Genomic DNA, 21,966 nt, shown 5'->3' on the forward strand with positions numbered 1-21,966 from the left:
GTGGAGCTAAAAATCGTTTTACCAGATGGTTCAGAAAAGGCTGTTAAAAAGGGCGTTAAAGTACGAGAGGTACTTGAAAGTTTTCTCACTAAGGAAACTCTAGGGGCCAAATTTAACGGCCAAATATTTGATCTAGAGACCCCTATCACCGAAGAAGGCACTTTTGAAAAGCTTCTTACTCCTGAAGACCCTGAGTCTCTTGAACTTTTGCGCCACACCGCGGCTCATGTTATGGCCCAGGCGGTAAAAGAGCTTTTCCCGGAGGCCAAACTCGGTATTGGCCCTACCATAGAAAACGGTTTTTATTATGATTTTGATTACGAGCGCTCCTTCACCCCTGAGGACTTGAAACAAATAGAAAAGCGCATGAAAAAAATCATAAAGAAGCGCTATCCCCTGGTGCGTGAAGAAATCTCCAAAGAAGAAGCCAAGAAACTTTTTTCAGACTTAAACGAACCATATAAGCTTGAACTTATAGAGGAAATCCCAGGAGATACCGTTAGCATTTATCGCCAGGGTGAATTTGTTGACCTGTGTGCTGGGCCTCATCTTCCGCACACTGGGTGGGTCAAGGCCTTTAAACTCCTTTCTGTGGCTGGTGCTTACTGGCGGGGCGACGAAAATAATCCCATGCTCTGGCGTATTTACGGCGCGGCCTTTTTCAAAAAAGAAGAACTTGAGGCTTATCTTGAAAAACTTGAGGAAGCTAAAAGGCGTGATCATCGCCGTCTTGGTAAAGAACTTGAGTTATTCAGCATTGAAGAAGAAGTGGGCCCAGGGCTCATACTCTGGCACCCCAAAGGGGCTTTAGTGCGCAAAATCATTGAAGATTTCTGGCGGGAAGAACACTTAAAGCGCGGTTATGAGCTAGTAGTCACCCCTCACATTGCCAGGAGGCATCTCTGGCAGATCTCAGGGCACCTTGATTTTTACGCGGAAAACATGTTTGCCCCCATGAAAATAGACGAAATAGAATACCAGTTAAAACCCATGAACTGCCCTTTCCACATCTTGATTTACAAGAGCCGTCGTCGCAGCTACCGGGAACTTCCCATAAGGTGGTGCGAGCTTGGTACGGTCTATCGCTACGAAAGAAGCGGCGTGCTCCACGGGCTTATGCGGGTAAGGGGCTTCACCCAAGATGACGCCCACATCTTTTGCCGAGAAGATCAGCTTGAAGAAGAAATTTTTAGATGCCTTGATCTTACGGTCTTTTTCTTGAGCACTTTCGGTTTTAAAGAGTATCAAATTTTTCTTTCCACCAGGCCTGAAAAGTATGTTGGCGATGAGGCCATCTGGGAGAAGGCTGAAGGGGCGCTTCGCAAAGCCTTGGAAGATAAAGGCCTGCCCTACGAAATTGACCCGGGTGAAGGGGTTTTTTATGGCCCTAAGATTGACATCAAAATAAAAGATGTCCTTGGCCGTTTCTGGCAGTGTTCAACTATTCAGGTGGACTTTAATATTCCTGAACGTTTTAATCTGACATATATTGGCGAAGACAATCAGCGTCATCGTCCTATTATGATTCACCGAGCGCTTCTTGGTTCTCTTGAGCGCTTTTTGGGCGTGCTTATTGAGCATTATGCCGGGGCTTTTCCTGTGTGGTTGGCGCCGGTGCAAGCTATTATTATTACCGTGGCTGACAGGCACATTCCTTTTGCCGAGCAAGTCCTTGAACACCTTAAAGGAGCGGGTATCAGAGTTAAACCAGATTTTCGTAACGAAAAGCTTGGCTTTAAAATACGTGAGGCCCAGCTGCAAAAGATTCCTTATATGATTATTATAGGTGACAAAGAACTTGAAAATAAGGCCTTGACTATTAGAACGAGAAAAGGTGAAAATTTACCTCTAATGAGCACCGAAGACTTTGTGGCTAAAGTGCAGGAAGAAGTTTCTGCTAAAACATTAAATTAGGAGAAAAGGTGGCCAAAATAGATAAAAAGAAATACAGGGTTAACGAACGAATAAGAGTTCCCAAAGTAAGGCTTATTGACGCTGATGGTAAACAAGTAGGTATAGTTTCAAGGGAAGAGGCCTTAAGGCTTGCCGAAGAACAGGGTTTAGACCTGGTAGAGATAGCGCCGCAGGCCGATCCACCCGTTTGCCGGATTATGGATTATGGCCAGTTTCTTTATCAGCAGGCCAAAAAGGCCAAAGAGGCCAAAAAGAAACAGGCCGTTGTAGAGGTAAAAGAAATAAAAGTTCGGCCGAAAACCGACACCCATGACCTTGAAACTAAAATTAGACACATAAAACGCTTTCTAAAAGACAAAAATAAGGTTAAAATTCGAGTCTTCTTTAGGGGGCGTGAGATAACTAAACCTGAGCTTGGCATGGAAGTGCTTAAAAAGATTCTTGAGGCCGTGGAAAACGAAGCCCAGGTAGAGATGAGACCCCGCATGGAAGGCCGGCAGATGATAATGATTTTAGGGCCTAAAAAGAATTAACTCTTAGATAAATATCAAGGAAGGTGAAAACATGGGAAAGATCAAGATGAAGACCAATCGTTCAGCGGCTAAACGCTTTAAAGTGACGGCCAGGGGGAAAGTGCTTCATTTTAAGGCCGGAAAGAGCCATCTTTTGCGCAAGAAAACTCGTAAGCGTAAACGGCATCTCAAAAAGCCGACGATTCTTTCAGCGGCTAATCTTTCAGCGGTAAAACGCTTAATTCCCTATAAGTTTTAAAGGAGGAAATAGAAAATGCCTAGAGCCAAAGGTGGACCGAAGACCAGAAGAAGGCATAAAAAATATATAAAAATGGCCAAAGGTTACTGGGGTCGGAGAAAGAACTGTTTTCGTCGGGTGCGCGAAACAGTAGAAAGGGCTCTTGTCTATGCTTATCGTGACCGCCGTCAACGCAAGCGCGACTTTAGAAGACTTTGGCAGGTTAGAATAAATGCGGCGGCGAGACTCCACGGCCTTAATTACAGCCGTTTTATGGGTGGCCTTAAAAAAGCCGGTGTTGGGCTTGACCGTAAAGTTCTTGCCAATCTTGCGGTTACCGAACCTGAGGACTTCAAAAAGCTGGTAGAGCTAGCAGCTTCTAAGTGGCAATAACATGGACGAAAAAGAGCTAAAGAGCTTACGCGATAAGGCTTTAGCTGAGATTAAAAGCATACGAGACGAAAAGGCCCTTGAAGCTACGCGGGTTAAATTCTTAGGGCGTAAGGGGGAGCTTACCCAAGTTCTTAAATCTATTGCCAAGCTCCCCCCAGAACTTAAACCAGTTATAGGCAGGCTGGCCAACCAAATCAAAAAAGAACTTGAAGAAGCTTTAAAAGAGGCTCAGGAGGCCTTAAAAGCCCGCAAAGAAAAGGTCATTCCCGGGGTTGATTTAACTTTACCGGGGAGGCCCTATTCTCTTGGCAAGCTTCATCCCATCACCCAAGTAATGGAAGAACTTTGCGAAATCTTTTTGCGCATGGGTTTTTCCATTGCCACTGGCCCTGAGATTGAGCTTGATTATTACAACTTTGAGGCCCTAAATATTCCCGAAGACCACCCGGCGCGGGACATGCAGGCCACTTTTTACTTGGAAAACGGCCTTCTATTGCGCACACATACATCACCAATTCAAATTCGCACTATGGAGCGTGAAAAGCCGCCTTTGCGGATTATTGCTCCAGGCAAGGTCTATCGTTGTGACTCTGATGTCACCCACACGCCCATGTTCCACCAGATAGAAGGCCTCATGGTTGACAAAGATGTCTCTTTTGCGGACTTGAAGGGCATACTGACGATTTTTGCCCAGGAGACCTTTGGCGAAGCGACGCGTGTAAGATTTCGTCCCAGCTATTTCCCGTTTACCGAGCCCAGTGTGGAGATGGATATAAGCTGCGTTATTTGTGGTGGTGATGGCTGCCGGGTATGTGGTCAGACCGGCTGGCTTGAGATCCTTGGCGCGGGGATGGTTCATCCCAATGTCTTCCGGGCAGTGGGTTACGATCCCGATGAATGGGTGGGCTTTGCCTTTGGCCTGGGGGTGGAACGTATTACCATGCTTAAATACGGTATAAATGATATTCGTCTTTTCTACGAAAATCACCTTCGTTTTCTGGAGCAGTTCTGATGTTGGTACCTTATAACTGGCTTAAGGAGTGGGTGAATATATCCCTTTCACCTGAGGACCTGGCTGACCGTCTCACTATGACCGGCCTTGAGGTTGAGGGTGTTTATAACGCCTACGAAGACCTTGAAGACGTAAAAGTAGTAAAGATTGTGGCAGTTAGTGCTCATCCTCAGGCGGATAAGCTTGCTGTGTGTCAGGTCTCAGACGGTGAACAGGAATATCAGGTAGTTTGTGGAGCACCAAATGTAAAGGTAGGGCTTAAAACGGCCTTTGCCCCGCCAGGCGTCATTCTTTTTACCGGTAATAAAGTTTCGCCCGTAGAAATTAGAGGCGTGCGTTCCGAGGGTGTGCTTTGTTCGCCTTATGAACTGGGAATAAGTAGTGATCATTCTGGCATTATTGAGATTCCAGAGAAGGCTTCTCTTGGCCAGTCGGTTGTGAAGTTTTTGGGATTAAACGAGCCCATACTTGAAGTAGCCATAACGCCCAATAGAGGAGATTGCCTGTCTATTTATGGCCTTGCGCGGGAAGTAGCGGCCGTGTGCGATATCGCTCTTAAAATTCCTGAACTTCCAAAGCTTCCGCTTGGGGAAGAAATATTTTCTGAAACAAGCGTTGTTATAGAAATCCCTGAGCTTTGTTATCGCTATGCCGGCCGTCTTATCAAAAATGTTACGGTTAAAGACAGCCCCTTTGAAATTCAGAAAAAGCTCTGGCTATGTGGTCTAAGGCCTATCAATAATGTGGTTGATGTTACTAATTATGTTCTTTTAGAGCGTGGCCAGCCCCTTCACGCTTTTGATTTTGACCTGCTTGAAGGTCGAAGGATTATCGTACGCCTGGCCCGAGAGGGAGAAAAGATTCTTACCCTTGACGGAGTTGAGCGCGAGCTTGACGAAAAGACTATGGTGATAGCTGATGCGGTAAGGCCGGTGGCTATTGCGGGTATCATGGGAGGGGAAGAGACGGCGGTTACGGAAAAGACAAAAAATGTCTTTCTTGAGAGTGCCTGGTTTAATCCTTCAAGTATTAGGCTTACCAGCCAGCGTTTAAGGCTTTCTTCTGATAGCTCTTATCGCTTTGAAAGAGGCATTGATCCTGAAGGTGTTATTTTCGGGCTTGAACAGGCGGCCCGGATGATAAAAGAGCTTGCTGGGGGAGATATAATTCCTGGTCGCATAGACGAATATCCAACGCCTTATGTGCTTAGGGAAATAAAGCTTTCTCCTAAAAAACTTAGTCTTTATTTGAAAATTGACTTTGAGCCCGAAGAGATAAGCCACTTTTTAGAGAGAGTTCAGGTGAAAGTTGTAAAAGGCATAGATGAATATATTTGTACTCCACCTTCTTTTCGTCATGACCTAGTTCTTCCTGAAGACCTTATAGAAGAAGTGGCCAGGCTTTACGGTTATGATCGTCTGCCGGTCAGCGTTCCCAAGGCGGAAATTGCCGGAAAGCCACCTACCAAGTTCGAAAAAGTATTGGGTAAGGCCAGGTCTCTTATGACGGCCCTTGGCCTTTACGAGGTCATTAACTACAGCTTTATTTCGCCAAAGCTTTTAGAGCTTTTGGGTTTTGCTCCTGAGGACCCGCGGGCTAACCCCTTAAATTTAGCCAATCCTCTTTCTGAAGAGCAGTCCGTTATGCGGACAACTTTGATCCCGGGCCTTTTGCAAACGGCCCAGGTAAATATTTTTAGAGAGCATCCCACGGTAAAGGTTTTTGAGATCGGCCGGGTATTTTTCCCGAAAGAAGGATCTACGCTACCAGACGAAAAACATCTCCTGGCAGGGCTTTTAACCGGTGAGGCTTTATCTCTTTCCTGTTTCCGTTCCGAGCGGAAGTTTGATATTTTTGACGTGAAAGGAATTCTTGAAAGTTTTTTCAAAGAATTAGGAGTAAGGGGTATATTGTTTGAGCCAGGGGCTCAAGAGCCTCACCTTTTACCAGCCCTTAGTTTGACCGTTAAACTTGCAGGAGAAAATATTGGCTATTTAGGGGCCCTTCGTCCGAGTCTCCTTGAGAAATTAGACATCTCTCAAGAAGTTTTTGTCTTTGAGCTTGACTTTGAAAAACTTGTAGAAATTGTCTCCTTTAAGAAGAAATTTGTTCCTTTGCCTAAGTTTCCCGCTACGAGTAGGGACCTGGCTTTGCTCTTGTCTGATGAGGTTCAAGCTTCTGAGATACTTACCTTTGTGGGTGATATGGAGCTTCCTTATCTTGAAAAGGTCTTCGTCATAGATGTTTACAAAGGCAAAGGTATTCCTGAGGGCAAAAAGAGTCTTACTCTTAGGTTTATTTATCGCGCTCCTGAGCGTACCCTTACCGACGAAGAAGTAAACGAAATTCAGGAGAAAATAACTCAGGAAATTTTAAAGAAATTTGAAGCGAGTTTGAGATGACCGTTACCAAGAAAGATTTGGCTTTATATCTTCACGAAAACTTGGGGTTTTCCGTACGCAGTATGAAGCAGGTGGTGGACAATATCTTTGAACAGATGAAACTGGCTCTTGAACGTGGAGAAAAAGTAAAAATTGTAAGATTTGGTTTTTTTACACCGTATAGACGGCCTACTCGCAAAGGGGTGAATCCTAAAGATGGATCACCTATAATTATTGAGGGTAAAAAGACCGTGATTTTTCATCCCAGTAATACCCTCAAAAATTTTATAAATGAAGAATGAAAAAACTAACAAAAGTAAACGTTATTATACTATTGGTGAGGTAGCTAAGCTATTAGAACTTGAACCACATGTCTTACGCTTCTGGGAAAAAGAATTCAAACGCTACATTAAGCCCCTACGTTTATCCGGCCGTCGTCTTTATCCTTCTGAGCAGATAGAAGTCTTCAAAAAAATTAAAACTTTGCTTTACGAAGAAGGCTATACAATCGCCGGGGCTAAAAAGAAACTTTCTACATTTCAGCAAGAATCTTCTTATGATTTTAAAAAGATATTGATTGAAATAAGAGATGATTTATTGAAATTATATCGAATTTTAAATAAAAATTGATTTTTATTTATGATTTCTCAATCTTTAGTAAATTTTCGTCTCAAATATCCTTTGAAAAGACTGTCTATAAACCAAACGAAATGGGAATATCTAGTCTTAGGAAATGGAAGAGAGACTGTTCTTTTCTTACACGGGATGATGGGAGCCTATGATGTTTGGTGGCAACAAATAACTGCTTTGCTTGATCAATATAAAATTATAAGCCTTACTTATCCTACTGTAGATACCCTTGAAGGACTTAGCCAAGGAATTTTGGCAATACTTCAGTCAGAAAAAGTTAGTCGAGTTAAAATAGTTGGTACTTCTATGGGAGGCTATTTAGCTCAGTATTTAATGCTTAAATATCCAGAAATAATTTCTTGTGTTGTTCTCGGAAATACTTTTCCTCCTAATGACTTGCTTCGTAGAAAAATTTTAATTTTATTAAAAGTGCTTCCTTTTTTACCTCAAAGCTTGATTATAAAACTTTTGAAAAGAAATATTGTTAAAAAAATTTACCCGGCTTCTCAATATTGTGATGTTACTTTAAACTACTTATTAGAGTTCTTATTAAAAAGAATTAATAAAAAACAAATTATTTCAAGAGTTAAAGTTATTATGGAAAATTTTGAACTATCTGATATCAAAACATTAAAAATTCCTATTCAGATTATAGAATCTGATAATGATCCTTTAGTTGAGGAAATTTTGAGGGAGAGACTTAAAAGTATATATTCTTCAGCCCAAATATATACTTTTTCATCAGCTGGACATTTTCCTTATATTAATAGAGCAGAACACTATACAAATTTGCTTAAAAAATTTTTTTAGTTAAAAACCAAAAAAACTTGTTTATATAATTTTTATAGTCTGGCCAGAACTTTTTGATATTAATAATTCGTCGTACAAATCTATTAATTTATTAAAAGTTTTTTCCCATGAAAAAAGTTCTTTTGTTTTTTGATGTAATTCAATGCTTAATTCTTTCGAAATACAATTGCTAGCCTTGATTATTGCTTCAGCGAGAGCTGTGCTGCTTATTTCTTTAACTAGAAAATCCTTTTTAAATTGTGTTTGTAGTCCCAAGTCAAATGCAACTAGTGGTAGTCCGCAACTTTGGGCTTCTAAAAATGTTAAAGCAAATGTTTCGTAGTGAGATGCACTTACAAAAATATCAGCATTATTATATATTTGTGCTAGGAGGATTTCATCTTCTATATGTCCAATATATGTTAAATTCTTTGTCTTATTAGCTTTTATTTTGAGCCAAGAGCTTAATGGCCCTGATCCTACTATTATCAAATGGAACTTTTCTTCATCCAGATTTTTTAGTGTCTTTATAAGTAGTTTTATATTTTTATCAATAGCAATTCTTCCAACATATAATAATTTAATTTTGTTATTATTTATCCCAAATTTTTCCCAGAAATTTGTTGTTTTTTTCATGGGTTTAAAAATATTGGTGTCAATACCTAATTCAATAGTTTTAACATTTTGAATCCCCATATCTTCAAGGATTTTTCTATATTTTTGTGAAGGCGTGATGATAATATCACTTTTTTTAAGAACATTTTCTATTATATATCCCAAAAATAGCTCTTTTAGGTGTTTAGGAGCTGGAAATAGATTTGTATCATTTATTAAGTCTGAATGATAAAATATTGAGCAAATTTGATTTTTATTTTGAATTAAAGGAATAAGTGTGTAGCATCCTCCAAATTCAATTATATCTGGATTTTCATTTTCAATAATCTTGTTTACTGTTTTTATACTTTTAAAAAATCTATATCCTCCTGTTCCAGGTATTGGTATAGAATTTATTTCATAAATAGTTGATTTGCTTTTTATATATTTTTTGTTTCCTTTTCCAGGAATAATAACTATATGTTTTATATCTCTATATTTTTCTAAAATTTCTACCTTTTTATCTATATATTTCTTTATACCTCCACTTTTTTTGTGATAGTATATGGTGATATCTAATATTTTCATTCTTTTTCTCCCTATTAAAGAATATTTCGTTTATATAATGTAAATATGTTTCTTCCAGGTTTAAATTTTGAGCAGTATAATAAGCCTTTTTTGATAGATTGTCTTTTATTTTATCGTTAGTTAGTAGTAAAGCTATATATTTAAGATAGTCATCTTCTTTTTGTGCAATGAATCCATTTTCCCCGTGTCTAATATGTTCATGGGCCGCTCCTTTGTTGCTAACAATGACTGGAAGTCCACTAGCCATAGCTTCTAAAACTACTAGTCCATATGTTTCTGTTTCTGAGGGGAATAGAAATATATCTGAATTACTATAAGCTTTAGCTAGTTTTTCGCCTTTTAAATATCCGGTAATAAATACATTCTTTGGTTTAATTTTTTCTATATGATTTTTATATGGACCATCTCCTACTATAATAAATATTTGATCCGGTAGTGATTTGGCTATTTTTATAAATGTATCTAGATTTTTTTCTTTGGATATTCGTCCAACATAAAGTATTTTTGTTTTGTTCTCTATTTCTATGTTTAGTTCTTTTTTCCAAAAATCTTTTTCTTTTTTATTTGGATTAAATAGATTAGTATCAACTCCTCTAATAAATGTTCTGACTTTGTGGCTTTCTACTCCATGAAATATTAATTTTTCAGCGTATACTTTTGATGGAACTAAAATTTTGTCGCATTGGTTACAAAACCATGATAATAATTGCCAGCTTAATTCATAGTTTTTGGGATTTTCTGTGTATTTTAGTATGTATTGTGGAACGTCAGTATGAAATGTGAAGCTTATTGGTAACTTGAATATTTTCCCTGCTAAGAAAAATAATATCCCCAGAGGTGCTGGAGTTGCTATATGAATGTGAGAATATTCTCTCTCTTTTATTAAGTCAAAAATGTCTATTATTGAGGGAATTCTTAAGCGAAATTCGTTATAAAATGGAGTAGGCAAATCTATATAGGTATTTAAATTAATGCATTCTTCATCATTTAATGAACTGTGGCTCATTGTAATAATATCTATTGGTAAATTGTGTTTTATTTTTAAGTTTTTTATTATTTGTGCTGTTCTAGATACTCCATTTATTTCGTAATATGTATCTGTTATATATGCAAGTCTATTGTGTTCTTTTATATCTATCTTTAATTTTTTGGCAATATTTTTTGTGTGGTTTTCTTCTTCTTTTTGTAGATATAATATTATTATTGGTAATAGCTGAGATAGTGTCGCTAATAAAAGCTCTCCTAAGTTTTGACAATTAAACTCTTTTTTTGTTTTTTCAAAAGTCCAAAATGGAGCTCTTTTAAGGATTTCTTTTAGTAGTAATTCTCTATTGCCGTTAATATTTGTAAAATTTTTTATTAAATAATCTACAAAATTATTTTCTTTAAATAAAAAGATATGATCTCCGACTTCTTTTATTTCTTTTGGTACTTTGTTCTTTTCTTCAAAATATTTGTAGGTTATTCTTAAAACGGTATTTATTAATCTTTCTTCGCCTAGTTTTTCTGTTTTGGCCATTGTTTCACCTTTATTGATTGCTTCCAAAAAATCTTCTATTGTCTTAGCTTTTGCTTCGGTCCAGGTTCTACCTGCATCCATTCCTCCATGATCATCTGATCCTCCAGTAAAAGTAATTTCTGCTCTCGTTCTTCTAGAGCGAATATTATATTTTTCTTCTAATCTTCTAATTTTTTCAAAACCTTGATATTTTGCTATTATCGATTTTTCAATAGTTTGTGTTTTTTGACTTCGAGTTCCATTGATTATTTCCCAATTATCAAATAGTAAGATAAACTTTTCTACTATAGAAATACTTAATGGTTTTCGGTTTACCGGATATAGTGGATGTGCTAAGGTATGAGCAATATTTTTTTCTTTTATGTAATCTATAAAATCATATACATTTTCTCTTAATTCGTTTAGTATTTTGTGCTCATTTTCATCAATTCCATAACATAGTACATGTATGTCGTATTTTTCTTCTGGAAATTTAACTGTGTACTCGCAGCCAATAAATACTTCTGGTTTGTCTGCAATTTCTAATACACCATTAATAGTGTTATGATCAGTGATAGTAATAAATGTCATTCCTCTTTCTTTTAATCTTTTGTATAATTCTTTAGGTTCTGTATAGCTTTCTGGACAGTTAAATATACTTGATAACCATCCAGCGGGACTGTTAGATGCTTTTGAGTGTACATGTAGATCAGCTTTCGCCATAAAGTTCTTCATAATTAAGAGTCCTCCTGTTTTTAGCTTTTTTTATTAGTTTTTTCCATAGTTTAACTTTTTCGTTATCATGAAAATCTCTCATATGAATCGCAAATCTTATAGTTGGGAACTTAGAAAATAGTTGAAATAATATTTCTGATGACCATTTACTAATTTCGGATAATAGATAGCGGTTACTAAATGTAATTGTTGGAGTAAAAATTTTTTTCTTTGAAAAAAAATTAATTTTTTCTCTATAGCTTATACCTTTGAAATCGTGTTTTATTAGGGCACTTTCTAAGAACTTGTTTGATATCCATGCTGGTGGTACAAAATATGAGGTTTTTAATTCTAATTTTTTAAATATTTTCTTCCCTTCTATTATTCGCTTAAATGTTTCTTTTTTGTTTAGTTTGTTGAATTCTCCTTCTCCATTTGTTGCCCAAAAATATTTTAGTGAATTTTCTCCTGTATGTTCGTATCCATGTAAAATTATTTCTTGTTTACATGCTTTAATAAGATTTGTGAATTTTACGTGTTGTTCTATGTTGTATTTGTTTTTATAGTTTGGAATTAATAGAATACAATATTTATTTATTTCCTCTTCAAATATTAATTTTAAAGCTTCAAAAAATTCATTTTTATAAAAAGGGCTAACATCATGTAATTCTATTATTATTTTTTTCATTTTTTATTAATATGCTTCTATTCTTTCTTTTGTCACTGTATAAGTGTGCAAATTTTGCTAACATCTAATTACAATTTTATGTCAAATGTTTTACTGTTTTTTAAACTAAAATTTACATTTATGAATTTGTGATATAGGAAAGTAATGGTCGATCCCTCTTGAGATTTCTTTTTTATTTCTTATTTTCAACTTTAAGGAGGTGCTTATGGGGATTGAGCCTGAAGACATTATAAAAAAAGAAGTAGTTACTGGTTTATCAGTAGGTTTAGGACTAGCTTATGTATTACCCAAATTACTACCTGTTTTTGGTCAAGCTGCCAAACCTATTATTAAAGGTATGATGAAAGGTTCTATTATTGCCTATGAAAAAGGTAGAGAAACTTTGGCAGAACTGACTGAGACTTTAGAAGACTTATGGGCAGAAACAAAAGCTGAGCTAGAAGAAGAAATTGCGTCTCAAAGCGGAGGAAAAAAGGATGCCGAGTAAGCCTGAGGCCTTTGTTGTTCATAGTCTTAAAGGACGGGTCAGGCTTAAAGCCCCAGCTCTTAAAAATCGCCCAAAAGAATTAGATCATATTATTTCAACCATTGATAGTCTTGAAAACGTTAAAAAGGTATCAGGTAATCCCCAAACCGGAAGTATCCTTTTGGAATACGAAGGAAGCCCTCAAGTTTTTTGGAATAAACTTCGTGAGCTCGATGTTTTGGACATAAAAAAGGCCGAAGAAGTGGCGGTGAAGTCACAGTTACAAACCGTCTTCAAGAAAGCAGACGAAGCTATAAAAGAAAGTTCCCATTATCGTTTAGATTTAGGAACATCAGTTGGACTTGCTTGTGTAGCGGTAGGCCTTTATCAGCTTTTAAGGGGGAGAACGAATCTTCCCTCTTGGTATACGGCTTTTTGGTACTCCCTTCATTTTTTTAAAAAATAATAAGGAGGTAAGTTATGGCTGAAGAAAAAAAAGAAATACTGGAAGCGTCTCAGTCCTCTACGGGTTTAAATATTCCAAACCCTTTTTCTCTTCTTGGAACTGCAGGTCGAGCCGTAAAAGATGGAATTGTTAGTAGCCTTAAAGGCTTACAAGAGATTGAAGCCGAAATTATTACTCTTACCCGCAACACTATAATCGATGTTTTGAGAGCCGCAGGAGATGTCACCAAAGAGGGAATAAATGTTATTGCAGATACCATGAAAGGGGCTATCCAGGCCACCGAAGAAGTTGGCACTGGGGCTATAATGAGTGTTAAAAGTGTGGCAAAAGGATTGATCCTGGGTGTCCACGAAGTAGGTGGCGATGTTGTTAAAGCCGCTTCTGAAATTGCCAGAGATGCCGTAAAAAATGCCGCTGCTGTGGGAGCGGATGTAGCCGAAGTAGCTCGTCGTACTGTAGAAGGAATAATTGAAGCTACCCGCGAAATAGGTGGAAATGTTGAGGAAGTGGCTAAAGCAGCGGTAACTGGAGCAGTAGAAGGTGCCAGTGAAATCAGCAAAACAGCTACCACTTCTGTTAAAGAAGTACTTGTCGGAGTAGTAGGTAGCACTAAAGAAGTGTTAAGCACTGCTTTGCCAAAAGGGGCCAAGTCAACTCAAGAAAAAGAACCAGAAATTATTGAAGTTAAGGCTTCGACTCCTAAGTCAGAGAATACCGAAACTAAAGAAACGAAGAAAGAAACTAAGTCTAAAGGCAATAAAAAGTCTTAGTTATTGCCAATGGCCTCACTAGAACTTCAAAAGATTCATGAGCTCAGGGGCCGCGTGCGTTTTAGGGCCCCTGTGCTTTATCGGGCGTTTCACTTAAAGGATTATCTTGAAGGAGTCCTTTCCAGGAACGGTCACATAAAAAAAGTTAAGGTTAATCCTTTAACGGCTACTATTTTGCTTGTTTTCAAACCTGATATACCAATTGAAAAGATAGAGGCTGAACTTAAATCCTACCTTGAAAAACTGCCAAGTCCTTCTGAGGTGAAAAAACTAAAAAGTGAAGCTAAGCCGGTAGTTGCATCTTTAAAAGAAGACGGCCCCCCGTGGCATACTATGCCGGTTGAAGAAGTTTTAAAGCTCCTTGGTACTGATAAAGAAAAAGGGCTTGCCCGTAAAACTTACGAAAAACTTTTACAAAAATACGGCCCAAATATTCTTCCTGAGATAACCCCCAGAACCGGCTGGGAGATTTTTTTTGAGCAAATAAAAAGTGTACCAGTAGCTATTTTGGGCGTGGCGGCTGGAATTTCCCTTTTTACCGGAGGGATTATTGACGCGGTGGCCATTTTGTGTGTGGTAGGTTTAAACGCCTACATAGGCTACAAAACCGAAGCCGAAGCAGAAAGAACTATAAGTTCGCTTAAAAAACTTCTTCATCCTGAAGCCCTGGTTATACGAGAAGGCAAAGTTCATCGCGTTCCGGCTGAAACCATTGTTCCAGGAGACATTTTTCTTTTACGCCCGGGGGACTATGTTCCCGCTGATGGACGCATTATAGAGGCGGAAAGGTTAAGCATTGACGAATCGGCTCTAACCGGTGAGAGCCTACCAGTGGTCAAGACGGAAAAACCCCTTCCTCCCAATGAAACCTATCCTCTCGCTGACCGGGTCAACATGTGTTTTATGGGTACGCTGGTGCTTGGGGGGCATGGCAAGGCCGTAGCCGTAGCCACCGGTAAGGATACAGAGATCGGACGCATTCAGCTTTCACTGGCAGAAGCAAGGCCTCCTGAGACTTCCATAGAAAAACAACTTGATGAAATGGGCACCAAGCTGGTGGTGCTTTCAGGGGCCCTTTGCGGAGCGGTTTTTGTACTGGGAGTTATGAGGGGTTTTGGCTTTCTTGAAATGCTTAATACGGCTTTATCTTTGGCCGTGGCGGCAGTGCCTGAGGGGCTCTCTACAGTCGCTACGACCACCCTTGCCCTTGGTGTGCGTGAAATGAAAAAAGAAAACATAGTGGTAAGGCGCCTCTCGGCCATAGAGGCCCTTGGTTCGGTTCAGGTGATGTGCCTTGATAAAACCGGCACCATTACCGAAAACCGTATGACGGTAACTGAAGTTAGCTGTGGTAAGTCTTATAAACCAAAAGATTTAGAAAACAGGTATTTGAATTTTTCGCCAGCCCCGCAAATTCTTTTTGAAGAGGCCCAGGACGAGCTTTTGTCTTTGTTGGCGGTATGTGTACTCTGTAATGAAAGCGAAGTGGTAAAAAACGGCGAAAAGCTTTCCTTTAGGGGTACGCCTACCGAGACGGCTCTTCTTGAAATAGCCTTTAAAGCCGGTCTTGATATTGAAGCCTTACGAAAGGCCTTTCCCAGGGTGCGTATTGTGCATCGGGCGGAAAACCGTCTTTACATGGTGACGGTTCATTCCCTGCCTTCAGGTAAGTTCCTTTACGCTATAAAAGGAATGCCAACGCAAGTACTTGGGCTTTGTGGGCAGGTTTTAAAAGGTGGCCGTCTTTATCCTCTTGATGAAGAGGAACGTATTGAACTTACCAATTTAAATGACCAGCTAGCCGTGCGGGGTTTAAGGGTACTTGGAGTGGCCTTTGGTATTTCTGATGACCCCGAAATAGACCTTGACCTAAAAGGCGAGGCTCCCTGGTGTGAAAACTTCGTGTGGCTTGGCTTCGTAGGTATGGAAGATCCAATTCGTCCAGGTATTAAAGATCTTATTTCACTTTTACACCAAGCGGGTATCCGCACCGTAATGATAACTGGAGATCAGGCTCCCACGGCTTATGCTATCGGCAAGGCCATAAACATAAGTGGTCAAGACGAACTTGTTATTCTCGATTCTTCTGACTTTTCGCATTTAAACCCCGAGGCCTTTAAAGGGCTCTTGAAAAGGGTATCTGTTTTTTCAAGGGTGAGCCCGGCTGACAAGCTACGTATTGTCCAAGCCTTTCAGGACTTAGGCCTTAAGGTAGCCATGACAGGCGATGGTATTAACGACATTCCGGCGCTTAAAGCGGCAGACATAGGGGTTACTACCGGAAGTGGCACTGATGTGGCCAAAGAAGTAGCAGACATAATTATCGAAGACGATCAACTTGGCACCATGGTGCTGGCGGTGGAAAAAGGCCGTATCATTTACAAAAACATTCGCAAGTCCCTTGAATTTTTGCTTTCTACCAACATTAGTGAGATAATGGTTTCAGTTTCAGCCAATCTAGCTGGCCTTGGCCAACCTTTGAATCAGATGCAGCTCCTCTGGATTAACCTGGTAACAGATGTTTTCCCTGGGCTTGCGCTTTCCCTTGAGCCGGCTGAGCCTGGCATTATGAAGGAGCCTCCCAGGGATCCCCAAAAACCCATCATGGATACTAACGACTTTAAAAGGCTTTCTTTGCAGGCATCGGTTATATCGGGAGCCTCTCTTTTCCCGTATGTTTATGGCCTGGTGAGATATGGACGCGGTCCTAAGGCCAGTACCCTTTCTTTCCTTTCTCTTACCGCCTCTCAGTTATTACACACTTTGAACTGTCGCAGCGAAAAGCTTACTTTTCTTGAAAATTCAGCTCTTCCGAAAAATCCACACTTGGCCAAGTGTATGTGGGGAACTGCAGCGGCGCATAGTTTATTTTTCTTGCCTCCGATTAGAAAAGTTTTAGGGTTAAGCCCTCTAGGGCTAATTGATACAGTGCTAGTGGCGGCCACTTCGTTTGGTTCTTTGTTTTTTAACGCCTTTTTAAAAAAAGTTATCCGAGAGGGGCATTTATGAGAAAAAACTTTATTTTTACTTCCTCTTCCGTAACAGATGGCCATCCAGACAAGCTTTGTGACCAGATAAGTGACGCCATTGTTGACCGCTTTTTACAGCAAGATCCTCTGGCCTCGGTAATTGCTGAGTGTGCAGTGTCTCAAGGGCTTTTATTTCTGGCGGTGAGATTTTCCTCTGTAGCTTTAATAGATGTGCCTTACATCGCCCGCTGGGTGATAAATGAGGTTGGCTATCGCTCGCCAAATTTTAGTGCCCGGAACTGTACTATTCTCACCAGTATAAATGAGCAGCCCCTTGACGAAGAAAGACGTGTGCCTGATGAAGAGCTTGACGACGAAAAGATAGAACGTATCAAAGTCCGTAACCAGGCTAATGTTTTTGGTTACGCTTGTGACCACACGCCTTCTCTCATGCCTCTTCCCATTGTTTTGGCCCACAAATTAGCCAGACGCTTGACCACCGTTAGACTTTCCAGCTTATTACCTTATCTTTCGCCAGACGGTAAAACTCAGGTAGGAGTAGAATTTCGCGATGGGCGTCCATACGCTATATCGTCTTTAATGATTCTAGCTTGTATAGCGGAAAAAATGAACGAACAAAAAGTGAAGGCCGAGATTTACGAACAGGTGATAAAACCGGCCTTTCAGGGAGAAGAAATAAGGCCTGATGACAAAACCTTTGTTGATATTCGTATTATCTATGACCCACAGGGTTGTGGTCCTATGCTTCATTCTGGATTAACCGGACGTAAAAATGCCGTTGACACTTACGGTGAATACGCTCGTCACAGTGGAGCCGCTTTAAGTGGTAAAGACCCTACGCGTATAGATAGGGTAGGGGCCTACGCGGCGCGATATGCGGCCAAAAATGTGGTAGCGGCAGGGCTTGCCAAAGAGTGTGAAGTGCATCTTAGTTATGCCATCGGCCGTTCACGTCCGGTAAGTATAACTGTGAATACTTTTGGAACGGGAATTATTCCAGATGAAAGAATAGAAGAGCTCGTTAAAAAGCATTTTGACTTTCGGCCAGCAGCTATTCAAAAGCAATTTGCTCTTCGTAAGCTACCTTCTCAGTTCAAGGGCGGTTTTTACCAAAAACTTGCGGCTTTTGGGCACATGGGTCGTATGGACCTTGCTGCTCCCTGGGAGAGAACAGATAAAAAAGACCTCCTCAAAGAGGAGGCCTAACCAAGGGAGGTGAAGCAGGGAAGGCGGGCAGTTTCTATATAATTAAACTTAGAAAAGAAAGCCCAGTTCCTCTTAAAACTTGATCTGATACTAAACCAAATATAGCCCTACCGGCCTGTTTACCTATTTTTTCTACGTGTTTTTGTAATATTGTTTCGCAACCAACGGCTAAACGACTGTTAAAATAGCCTTCTTTTTCAAGGGCCTGAACTATCTCTTCAGCATCAATCACTGCTGGATTGTAATTTATTACAATACTGCCCGTAAGAGTGTTGGTGTTGACCGAAGTAACCCCTCCAAGGTGCATTATAAAATCTTTTATTAACTCAGCCGCGGCTTCGTTGTTTTTAATTATTGGTGTTCGGAGACGAATACGCCCCTTCACTTTGTGCAGGTAATACGACATTATTTTCCTCCTCCAAAGCTATTTTTAAATAGGTGGAACACTCAGGATATCTGGAGCAACGCCAACGTATAAACTTTTGTGTTTTCATATAAACATACATTTTTTGTCCGCATTGAGGACAAGATGGTCTTTTAATAGAATTAGGTTTCGATTTTTCGGTAAACTGTTTGTTGCATACCAGGCAGCGATAGCGCTGTAATCCGTCTTTGGTTTTTCCATAGCGATTATAAGCCTGAGAGCCACAAAATGGACATTTTATTGCTTTCATTTTGTTTTCCATTTGGCTAAAACTGTAGAAGGAATTTTTGAAAGAAAAGTTTAGGCTTTTTGACAATTCCGTTACAAATTCAGTTGGCTCTTCAAAAGTTTACGAAGAAGCATATTTTAGGGACAGGCAAAAATAATTAAGGGGTTTTCCATGGCGGATTTAAAGATAAAAAGGTCTCACTCTCAGGACCCTGAAAAATTAAAAGAAATTTTTGAAAAAAATTTTGGTCCAAAGGCTGAAAAATACGGAGTCAAAGTTAAATGGGAAGGGTTAAAGGCTAGGTTAGACGGCCCAGTAAAAGGTGAGCTTCGCATTGAACCAGAGGAGATCATTCTTGAAGCTAAACTTAGCTGGACGGCCAAGCTTTTCAAAGGAAAAATTGAAGAGGAAATTAATAAAACTCTTGATGAAGTTTTAGCTTAGAACGCTGGTATTAATTGGGTCTGGTTCGCCTAGGTATTTGCCCTGCCAGAGGTCGCGGTTAAGAAGGGTTTCTTCTATTAAGCGCAGGGTTTTAGTTTTTTCGCGGGCCCAGCCTGGGGCTACTAGTTCGTCAGGACGGGGGTCTCCGGTGAGGCGCTGAATGACTACCCGCCACGGAAGCATGGCCAAGGCCTCACAGACTAGGTCAACATATTCATTTTGGGCCAGCGGCTTGTATTGGCCTTCGCGGTAGAGTTTTTCCATCATGGTACCACTAACAACGTAAAGCTCGTGAAACTTAAGGCCGTCTATAGGAAGGCTGGCCAATTTTTCTATGGTTTCAAGCATCTGGGTAGGAGTTTCCCCTGGTAGGCCAAATATCACATGGGTGCACACCAGAAGGCTTTTTCTTTTAGCTAATTCCAGGGCCTTGACGAAATCTTCGTAAGTGTGACCGCGGTTTATAAAGGCCAAAGTTTGGTCATGGGCGCTCTGAAGCCCCATTTCAAGCCAGACCATAAGCCCCTTATTTTTGTAAGAAGTGAGGAGTTCTACGACTTCTTTGTTAACGCAGTCAGGCCTGGTGCCTATGGCTAAACCTACGACGCGTTCGTCAACCAGAGATTCGTCGTAAAGTTTTTTAAGCTTCTCAACCGGGGCGTAAGTATTGGAAAAGGCCTGAAAATAGGCGATGAATTTTTTTACTTTGTAACGTTTGGCCAGACGCTCCATGCCGTTAAGCATTTGTTTTTTAACGCTGATTCCTTTTTGGGCTTCCCCGGTGCCTGAGCCAAGGGCGTTACAATAAATGCAACCGCCAGAAGAGATAGTGCCGTCTCTATTAGGGCAGGTAAGGCCGGCGTCTATGGTTACTTTCTGCACCCTTTCGCCAAAGTGCTTGCGCAAAAAGGCATTTAGCGAGTGATAGCGTTTTTGAGCTAAAAGTTTGTTTAGTTTCATCAAAATTATTCTAAAGGAGACTTCTGCAAAATTCAAAAAGCATAGATTAATCCCACGGCGAAACTTTTGCTCGAGAGAGTTGTTTTGGCTGCTGGGCAGTCTCACGTGACTATACTAAAACTCTCACTGCGAGTAACCAGACGCGCCCTGCCATTTACCATATTAGTTATAGTGAGCCTGTATGAGCGAAGCTATTTTGTAAAGGTCTTATGAAGTTAGTTTAGCAAAAAAGTCTATTTTAAATTGACAAGTAAAGAACCAGTTAAGTTTATGTTTTTTCTTCGTTTGTGTTTAAATCGCAGGAATTGTTGGAATTTGTTTGAGACTTCCGTTATAAACTGTTGAGTTCCAATAGCAATACTTTCACTAAAATATTTCATTCTATATCTGAATTTTTGAGGATTATCAAATTTTTCTGATTCACCGATTCCGCCTTTGCCGTGAACAAATTCCCGATAAAGTTTGAATTTTTCTTGATCGGACTTGCCAGCATAGGAGGGGAGACCTAGATCTAGCGATAGAAAATTTTCGCCTGTCCCTCTTCTTGCCCGGTATCCCAGCGAACACCAGCGATAGTCTTCTGGCTTTTCTACTATTCCCGCCCGCACTGGGTTCAATTCAATGTAGGCTAGGCAGTTGAGTAGAGCTTCACCGGTTTCGATGATTACGGATTTGAATCTGTCCGCCCAGAAATAACCTTTGCGGTCAACGCGTTTGTTAAACCAGCGAGAGAAGCGCTGCTTGATGTCTTGTATATAACGGGAAAGGCTGGCTAACCTAGTTCGCCATCTAGCGATTAATTCTTCGTAGATGAAGACCTTACGTTTGTCGCGGTAGTAAAGCTTGATGCGGCGGATTACTTCTTCGTCGGAAAACTGGTTTTCAGGGAGCATACGGCAGAGTAGGTGGAAGTGGTTCCCCATGATGGCAAAGCCATAAACTTCAACGAAATAGACTTGCGAGAGCCAGCGAATAAGATTGAGCAGGTGGTCTTTTTCTTCGTTACCAAGGACGTCATGACCTGGTAAGGCTGTACGCGAGATGACATGATAAGCCGCTTTTGGATGGTTGGTAAGTAAGCGAGGGATTCTTGGCATATTCAAACCTCCTGCAAAAATTTTCGCCTGTCCCTTTTATCGGAAGTGTTGGGTTTTGACTTTAAAATTTCGCCTGTCCCAAGCTCGCCAAGTGGAGCAAAAAATGCTAAGTTAGCGAGCTATGGAGATAGCAAAACCATACCTTAAAAAAAGTGTGCAACCAGAGTTTAATGAACCAGTCTCTTTTTTGCAGGAACTGGCCTCTTCTTTAGGTGTTTCAGGGGATTTACAAGAGCTGCGAGAAAATGAAATGTTACTTTCTTTGGCCAGCCTTGTCCTTGAAGTGCGGCTTGATAGTGAAAGTCCGTTTTTTAAATTTCTAGAGCAACAGCCCTGCCGCGTAAATATCGACAAGCTCGAAAAGAAACACTATCTACTTTCAGGAACGATTAAAGACTTGAGGCTCCTTTATCAGGAACTTAAAGAACAAAAAGTGGCCAAGGCCCTGCTCATTTTCCTCTGTAATTTTTTCCCCTCTCTTTTTGAAGACCTGTGGCCTAAAAGGGGTCTGGTGCAGCCACTTGGCATTGAGTTTAGTTTGTTGCCCAAAAAGGAATTTGAGAATTTAGACTTATCTATAAAACTGCGCCACGCCTATTTCCTTTCTACCTTTCAGGTAGCTTTCAGAGATCTATCTTATCTTTACGAGCTAGACATAAAACCTGTAATTTTAGAAAAGATGCCTGAAACTTATGTCCTGACTCAAGAAGAGTCACCGGTTAAGGCTTTAAGTGAAAAATTGTTCAATCTTTTGCAAGAATTCCCTGAAGATGTTTCTTCTCTTTTTTATCCGGTTGTTTACGGGGTTAAAGGGTTTTTATATCAACCTTTAATTCAATACATGGCCTTTTTGACCCGCTTTTTAGCCGAAGAAAAGCATCCTTTAAGAGAGGCTTCCTTAGAACTTTTGGCTGAACTCAAAGAAATTTATCCTGAACCTTTTGGACTTATTCCGGTATAAAG

Annotated in this window: 23 protein-coding genes; 16 read left to right on the forward strand and 7 right to left on the reverse strand. The window is 40.1% G+C overall.

All coding sequences use genetic code 11. The annotated features are described in order from the left end of the window. The 9 genes from thrS to THEIN_RS08160 are packed head-to-tail and all read left to right on the forward strand — an operon-like array spanning window position 1 to window position 7,890. Window positions 1–1,914 (forward strand): threonine--tRNA ligase, encoded by a 1,914-nt coding sequence (gene thrS, locus THEIN_RS08120; RefSeq protein ID WP_013908194.1) that lies wholly within the window; start codon window positions 1–3, stop codon window positions 1,912–1,914. A gap of 8 nt (window positions 1,915–1,922) precedes the next feature. Next, on the forward strand, window positions 1,923–2,447 hold the full coding sequence (infC, locus tag THEIN_RS08125; protein WP_013908195.1) for a translation initiation factor IF-3: 525 nt from the start codon (window positions 1,923–1,925) through the stop codon (window positions 2,445–2,447). Between the two features lie 31 nt (window positions 2,448–2,478). Then, on the forward strand, window positions 2,479–2,685 hold the full coding sequence (rpmI, locus tag THEIN_RS08130; protein WP_013908196.1) for a 50S ribosomal protein L35: 207 nt from the start codon (window positions 2,479–2,481) through the stop codon (window positions 2,683–2,685). 15 nt (window positions 2,686–2,700) lie between these two features. Beyond that, window positions 2,701–3,057 carry a 50S ribosomal protein L20 gene (gene rplT / locus THEIN_RS08135; RefSeq protein WP_013908197.1) on the forward strand — a complete coding sequence of 119 codons (357 nt, stop codon included), beginning with the start codon at window positions 2,701–2,703 and terminating at the stop codon, window positions 3,055–3,057. Between the two features lies 1 nt (window position 3,058). Continuing rightward, window positions 3,059–4,069: a phenylalanine--tRNA ligase subunit alpha gene (pheS, locus tag THEIN_RS08140; RefSeq protein ID WP_013908198.1), complete on the forward strand. Its 1,011-nt coding sequence runs from the start codon at window positions 3,059–3,061 to the stop codon at window positions 4,067–4,069. Further along, window positions 4,069–6,471, forward strand: a complete 2,403-nt coding sequence (gene pheT / locus THEIN_RS08145; protein WP_013908199.1) for a phenylalanine--tRNA ligase subunit beta — start codon at window positions 4,069–4,071, stop codon at window positions 6,469–6,471. Before pheS ends, pheT begins: the two co-directional genes overlap by 1 nt. Next, window positions 6,468–6,752, forward strand: coding sequence for an integration host factor subunit alpha (locus THEIN_RS08150; RefSeq protein WP_013908200.1), 285 nt, complete (start codon window positions 6,468–6,470; stop codon window positions 6,750–6,752). Before pheT ends, THEIN_RS08150 begins: the two co-directional genes overlap by 4 nt. Then, window positions 6,742–7,080, forward strand: coding sequence for a MerR family transcriptional regulator (locus tag THEIN_RS08155; protein ID WP_013908201.1), 339 nt, complete (start codon window positions 6,742–6,744; stop codon window positions 7,078–7,080). The genes THEIN_RS08150 and THEIN_RS08155 overlap by 11 nt, the downstream gene beginning before the upstream one ends. Before the next feature lie 51 nt (window positions 7,081–7,131). Continuing rightward, the gene (locus THEIN_RS08160) at window positions 7,132–7,890 is read left to right on the forward strand and encodes an alpha/beta fold hydrolase (protein WP_169311165.1); all 759 of its coding nucleotides are present in this window, start codon (window positions 7,132–7,134) and stop codon (window positions 7,888–7,890) included. Window positions 7,891–7,911: 21 nt separating this feature from the next. On the opposite strand, the gene THEIN_RS08165 is transcribed toward THEIN_RS08160, so the two are convergent. The 3 genes from THEIN_RS08165 to THEIN_RS08175 are packed head-to-tail and all read right to left on the reverse strand — an operon-like array spanning window position 7,912 to window position 11,951. Then, window positions 7,912–9,051 carry a glycosyltransferase gene (locus THEIN_RS08165; protein ID WP_013908203.1) on the reverse strand — a complete coding sequence of 380 codons (1,140 nt, stop codon included), beginning with the start codon at window positions 9,049–9,051 and terminating at the stop codon, window positions 7,912–7,914. Beyond that, window positions 8,984–11,284 carry a glycosyltransferase gene (locus tag THEIN_RS08170; RefSeq protein ID WP_013908204.1) on the reverse strand — a complete coding sequence of 767 codons (2,301 nt, stop codon included), beginning with the start codon at window positions 11,282–11,284 and terminating at the stop codon, window positions 8,984–8,986. The genes THEIN_RS08165 and THEIN_RS08170 overlap by 68 nt, the downstream gene beginning before the upstream one ends. Further along, a complete protein-coding gene (locus THEIN_RS08175; RefSeq protein ID WP_013908205.1) occupies window positions 11,259–11,951 on the reverse strand; it encodes a polysaccharide deacetylase family protein in 693 nt (230 codons plus the stop codon). The genes THEIN_RS08170 and THEIN_RS08175 overlap by 26 nt, the downstream gene beginning before the upstream one ends. 205 nt (window positions 11,952–12,156) lie before the next feature. Between THEIN_RS08175 and THEIN_RS08180 the strand changes: the two genes are divergently transcribed. From THEIN_RS08180 to metK, 5 genes are read left to right on the forward strand one after another with little or no spacing between them, the layout of a single operon-like run. Continuing rightward, the gene (locus THEIN_RS08180) at window positions 12,157–12,438 is read left to right on the forward strand and encodes a DUF5132 domain-containing protein (protein ID WP_013908206.1); all 282 of its coding nucleotides are present in this window, start codon (window positions 12,157–12,159) and stop codon (window positions 12,436–12,438) included. Next, window positions 12,428–12,883 carry an HMA2 domain-containing protein gene (locus tag THEIN_RS08185; RefSeq protein ID WP_013908207.1) on the forward strand — a complete coding sequence of 152 codons (456 nt, stop codon included), beginning with the start codon at window positions 12,428–12,430 and terminating at the stop codon, window positions 12,881–12,883. Before THEIN_RS08180 ends, THEIN_RS08185 begins: the two co-directional genes overlap by 11 nt. Window positions 12,884–12,897: 14 nt before the next feature. Continuing rightward, a complete protein-coding gene (locus THEIN_RS08190) occupies window positions 12,898–13,653 on the forward strand; it encodes a hypothetical protein (protein ID WP_013908208.1) in 756 nt (251 codons plus the stop codon). A gap of 9 nt (window positions 13,654–13,662) precedes the next feature. Next, window positions 13,663–16,662 (forward strand): cation-translocating P-type ATPase, encoded by a 3,000-nt coding sequence (locus tag THEIN_RS08195; protein WP_013908209.1) that lies wholly within the window; start codon window positions 13,663–13,665, stop codon window positions 16,660–16,662. Beyond that, a complete protein-coding gene (gene metK, locus THEIN_RS08200) occupies window positions 16,659–17,849 on the forward strand; it encodes a methionine adenosyltransferase (RefSeq protein WP_013908210.1) in 1,191 nt (396 codons plus the stop codon). Before THEIN_RS08195 ends, metK begins: the two co-directional genes overlap by 4 nt. Before the next feature lie 34 nt (window positions 17,850–17,883). On the opposite strand, the gene THEIN_RS08205 is transcribed toward metK, so the two are convergent. Both THEIN_RS08205 and THEIN_RS12050 read right to left on the reverse strand, forming a co-directional pair. After that, window positions 17,884–18,255 carry an HMA2 domain-containing protein gene (locus THEIN_RS08205; protein ID WP_013908211.1) on the reverse strand — a complete coding sequence of 124 codons (372 nt, stop codon included), beginning with the start codon at window positions 18,253–18,255 and terminating at the stop codon, window positions 17,884–17,886. Further along, a complete protein-coding gene (locus THEIN_RS12050) occupies window positions 18,197–18,535 on the reverse strand; it encodes an IS1/IS1595 family N-terminal zinc-binding domain-containing protein (RefSeq protein WP_174260724.1) in 339 nt (112 codons plus the stop codon). The genes THEIN_RS08205 and THEIN_RS12050 overlap by 59 nt, the downstream gene beginning before the upstream one ends. Window positions 18,536–18,673: 138 nt before the next feature. Here THEIN_RS12050 and THEIN_RS08210 point away from each other — a divergent pair, with 138 nt between their 5' ends. Continuing rightward, window positions 18,674–18,946 (forward strand): polyhydroxyalkanoic acid system family protein, encoded by a 273-nt coding sequence (locus tag THEIN_RS08210; RefSeq protein WP_013908213.1) that lies wholly within the window; start codon window positions 18,674–18,676, stop codon window positions 18,944–18,946. On the opposite strand, the gene mnmL is transcribed toward THEIN_RS08210, so the two are convergent. Then, window positions 18,938–19,906, reverse strand: coding sequence for a tRNA modification radical SAM protein MnmL/YtqA (mnmL, locus tag THEIN_RS08215; RefSeq protein ID WP_013908214.1), 969 nt, complete (start codon window positions 19,904–19,906; stop codon window positions 18,938–18,940). The two genes, THEIN_RS08210 and mnmL, sit on opposite strands and share 9 nt — an antisense overlap. A 233-nt stretch (window positions 19,907–20,139) precedes the next feature. Continuing rightward, the gene (locus tag THEIN_RS08220; protein WP_013908215.1) at window positions 20,140–21,003 is read right to left on the reverse strand and encodes a transposase; all 864 of its coding nucleotides are present in this window, start codon (window positions 21,001–21,003) and stop codon (window positions 20,140–20,142) included. 121 nt (window positions 21,004–21,124) lie between these two features. Between THEIN_RS08220 and THEIN_RS08225 the strand changes: the two genes are divergently transcribed. Next, window positions 21,125–21,964 carry a hypothetical protein gene (locus THEIN_RS08225; RefSeq protein ID WP_013908216.1) on the forward strand — a complete coding sequence of 280 codons (840 nt, stop codon included), beginning with the start codon at window positions 21,125–21,127 and terminating at the stop codon, window positions 21,962–21,964. The last annotated feature ends 2 nt before the right edge of the window (window positions 21,965–21,966 follow it).

This window comes from Thermodesulfatator indicus DSM 15286 (assembly GCF_000217795.1).
Taxonomy (GTDB): domain Bacteria; phylum Desulfobacterota; class Thermodesulfobacteria; order Thermodesulfobacteriales; family Thermodesulfatatoraceae; genus Thermodesulfatator; species Thermodesulfatator indicus.

Excerpts from the sequence above, each read along its gene's own strand:
- rpmI (WP_013908196.1), top strand. The coding sequence starts at position 2,479 with ATGGGAAAGATCAAGATGAAGACCAATCGTTCAGCGGCTAAACGCTTT.
- rplT (WP_013908197.1), top strand. The coding sequence starts at position 2,701 with ATGCCTAGAGCCAAAGGTGGACCGAAGACCAGAAGAAGGCATAAAAAA.
- pheS (WP_013908198.1), top strand. The coding sequence starts at position 3,059 with ATGGACGAAAAAGAGCTAAAGAGCTTACGCGATAAGGCTTTAGCTGAG.
- pheT (WP_013908199.1), top strand. The coding sequence starts at position 4,069 with ATGTTGGTACCTTATAACTGGCTTAAGGAGTGGGTGAATATATCCCTT.
- THEIN_RS08150 (WP_013908200.1), top strand. The coding sequence starts at position 6,468 with ATGACCGTTACCAAGAAAGATTTGGCTTTATATCTTCACGAAAACTTG.
- THEIN_RS08155 (WP_013908201.1), top strand. The coding sequence starts at position 6,742 with ATGAAGAATGAAAAAACTAACAAAAGTAAACGTTATTATACTATTGGT.
- THEIN_RS08165 (WP_013908203.1), bottom strand. The coding sequence starts at position 9,051 with ATGAAAATATTAGATATCACCATATACTATCACAAAAAAAGTGGAGGT.
- THEIN_RS08170 (WP_013908204.1), bottom strand. The coding sequence starts at position 11,284 with ATGAAGAACTTTATGGCGAAAGCTGATCTACATGTACACTCAAAAGCA.
- THEIN_RS08175 (WP_013908205.1), bottom strand. The coding sequence starts at position 11,951 with ATGAAAAAAATAATAATAGAATTACATGATGTTAGCCCTTTTTATAAA.
- THEIN_RS08180 (WP_013908206.1), top strand. The coding sequence starts at position 12,157 with ATGGGGATTGAGCCTGAAGACATTATAAAAAAAGAAGTAGTTACTGGT.
- THEIN_RS08185 (WP_013908207.1), top strand. The coding sequence starts at position 12,428 with ATGCCGAGTAAGCCTGAGGCCTTTGTTGTTCATAGTCTTAAAGGACGG.
- THEIN_RS08190 (WP_013908208.1), top strand. The coding sequence starts at position 12,898 with ATGGCTGAAGAAAAAAAAGAAATACTGGAAGCGTCTCAGTCCTCTACG.
- THEIN_RS08195 (WP_013908209.1), top strand. The coding sequence starts at position 13,663 with ATGGCCTCACTAGAACTTCAAAAGATTCATGAGCTCAGGGGCCGCGTG.
- metK (WP_013908210.1), top strand. The coding sequence starts at position 16,659 with ATGAGAAAAAACTTTATTTTTACTTCCTCTTCCGTAACAGATGGCCAT.
- THEIN_RS08205 (WP_013908211.1), bottom strand. The coding sequence starts at position 18,255 with ATGTCGTATTACCTGCACAAAGTGAAGGGGCGTATTCGTCTCCGAACA.
- THEIN_RS12050 (WP_174260724.1), bottom strand. The coding sequence starts at position 18,535 with ATGGAAAACAAAATGAAAGCAATAAAATGTCCATTTTGTGGCTCTCAG.
- THEIN_RS08210 (WP_013908213.1), top strand. The coding sequence starts at position 18,674 with ATGGCGGATTTAAAGATAAAAAGGTCTCACTCTCAGGACCCTGAAAAA.
- mnmL (WP_013908214.1), bottom strand. The coding sequence starts at position 19,906 with ATGAAACTAAACAAACTTTTAGCTCAAAAACGCTATCACTCGCTAAAT.
- THEIN_RS08220 (WP_013908215.1), bottom strand. The coding sequence starts at position 21,003 with ATGCCAAGAATCCCTCGCTTACTTACCAACCATCCAAAAGCGGCTTAT.
- THEIN_RS08225 (WP_013908216.1), top strand. The coding sequence starts at position 21,125 with ATGGAGATAGCAAAACCATACCTTAAAAAAAGTGTGCAACCAGAGTTT.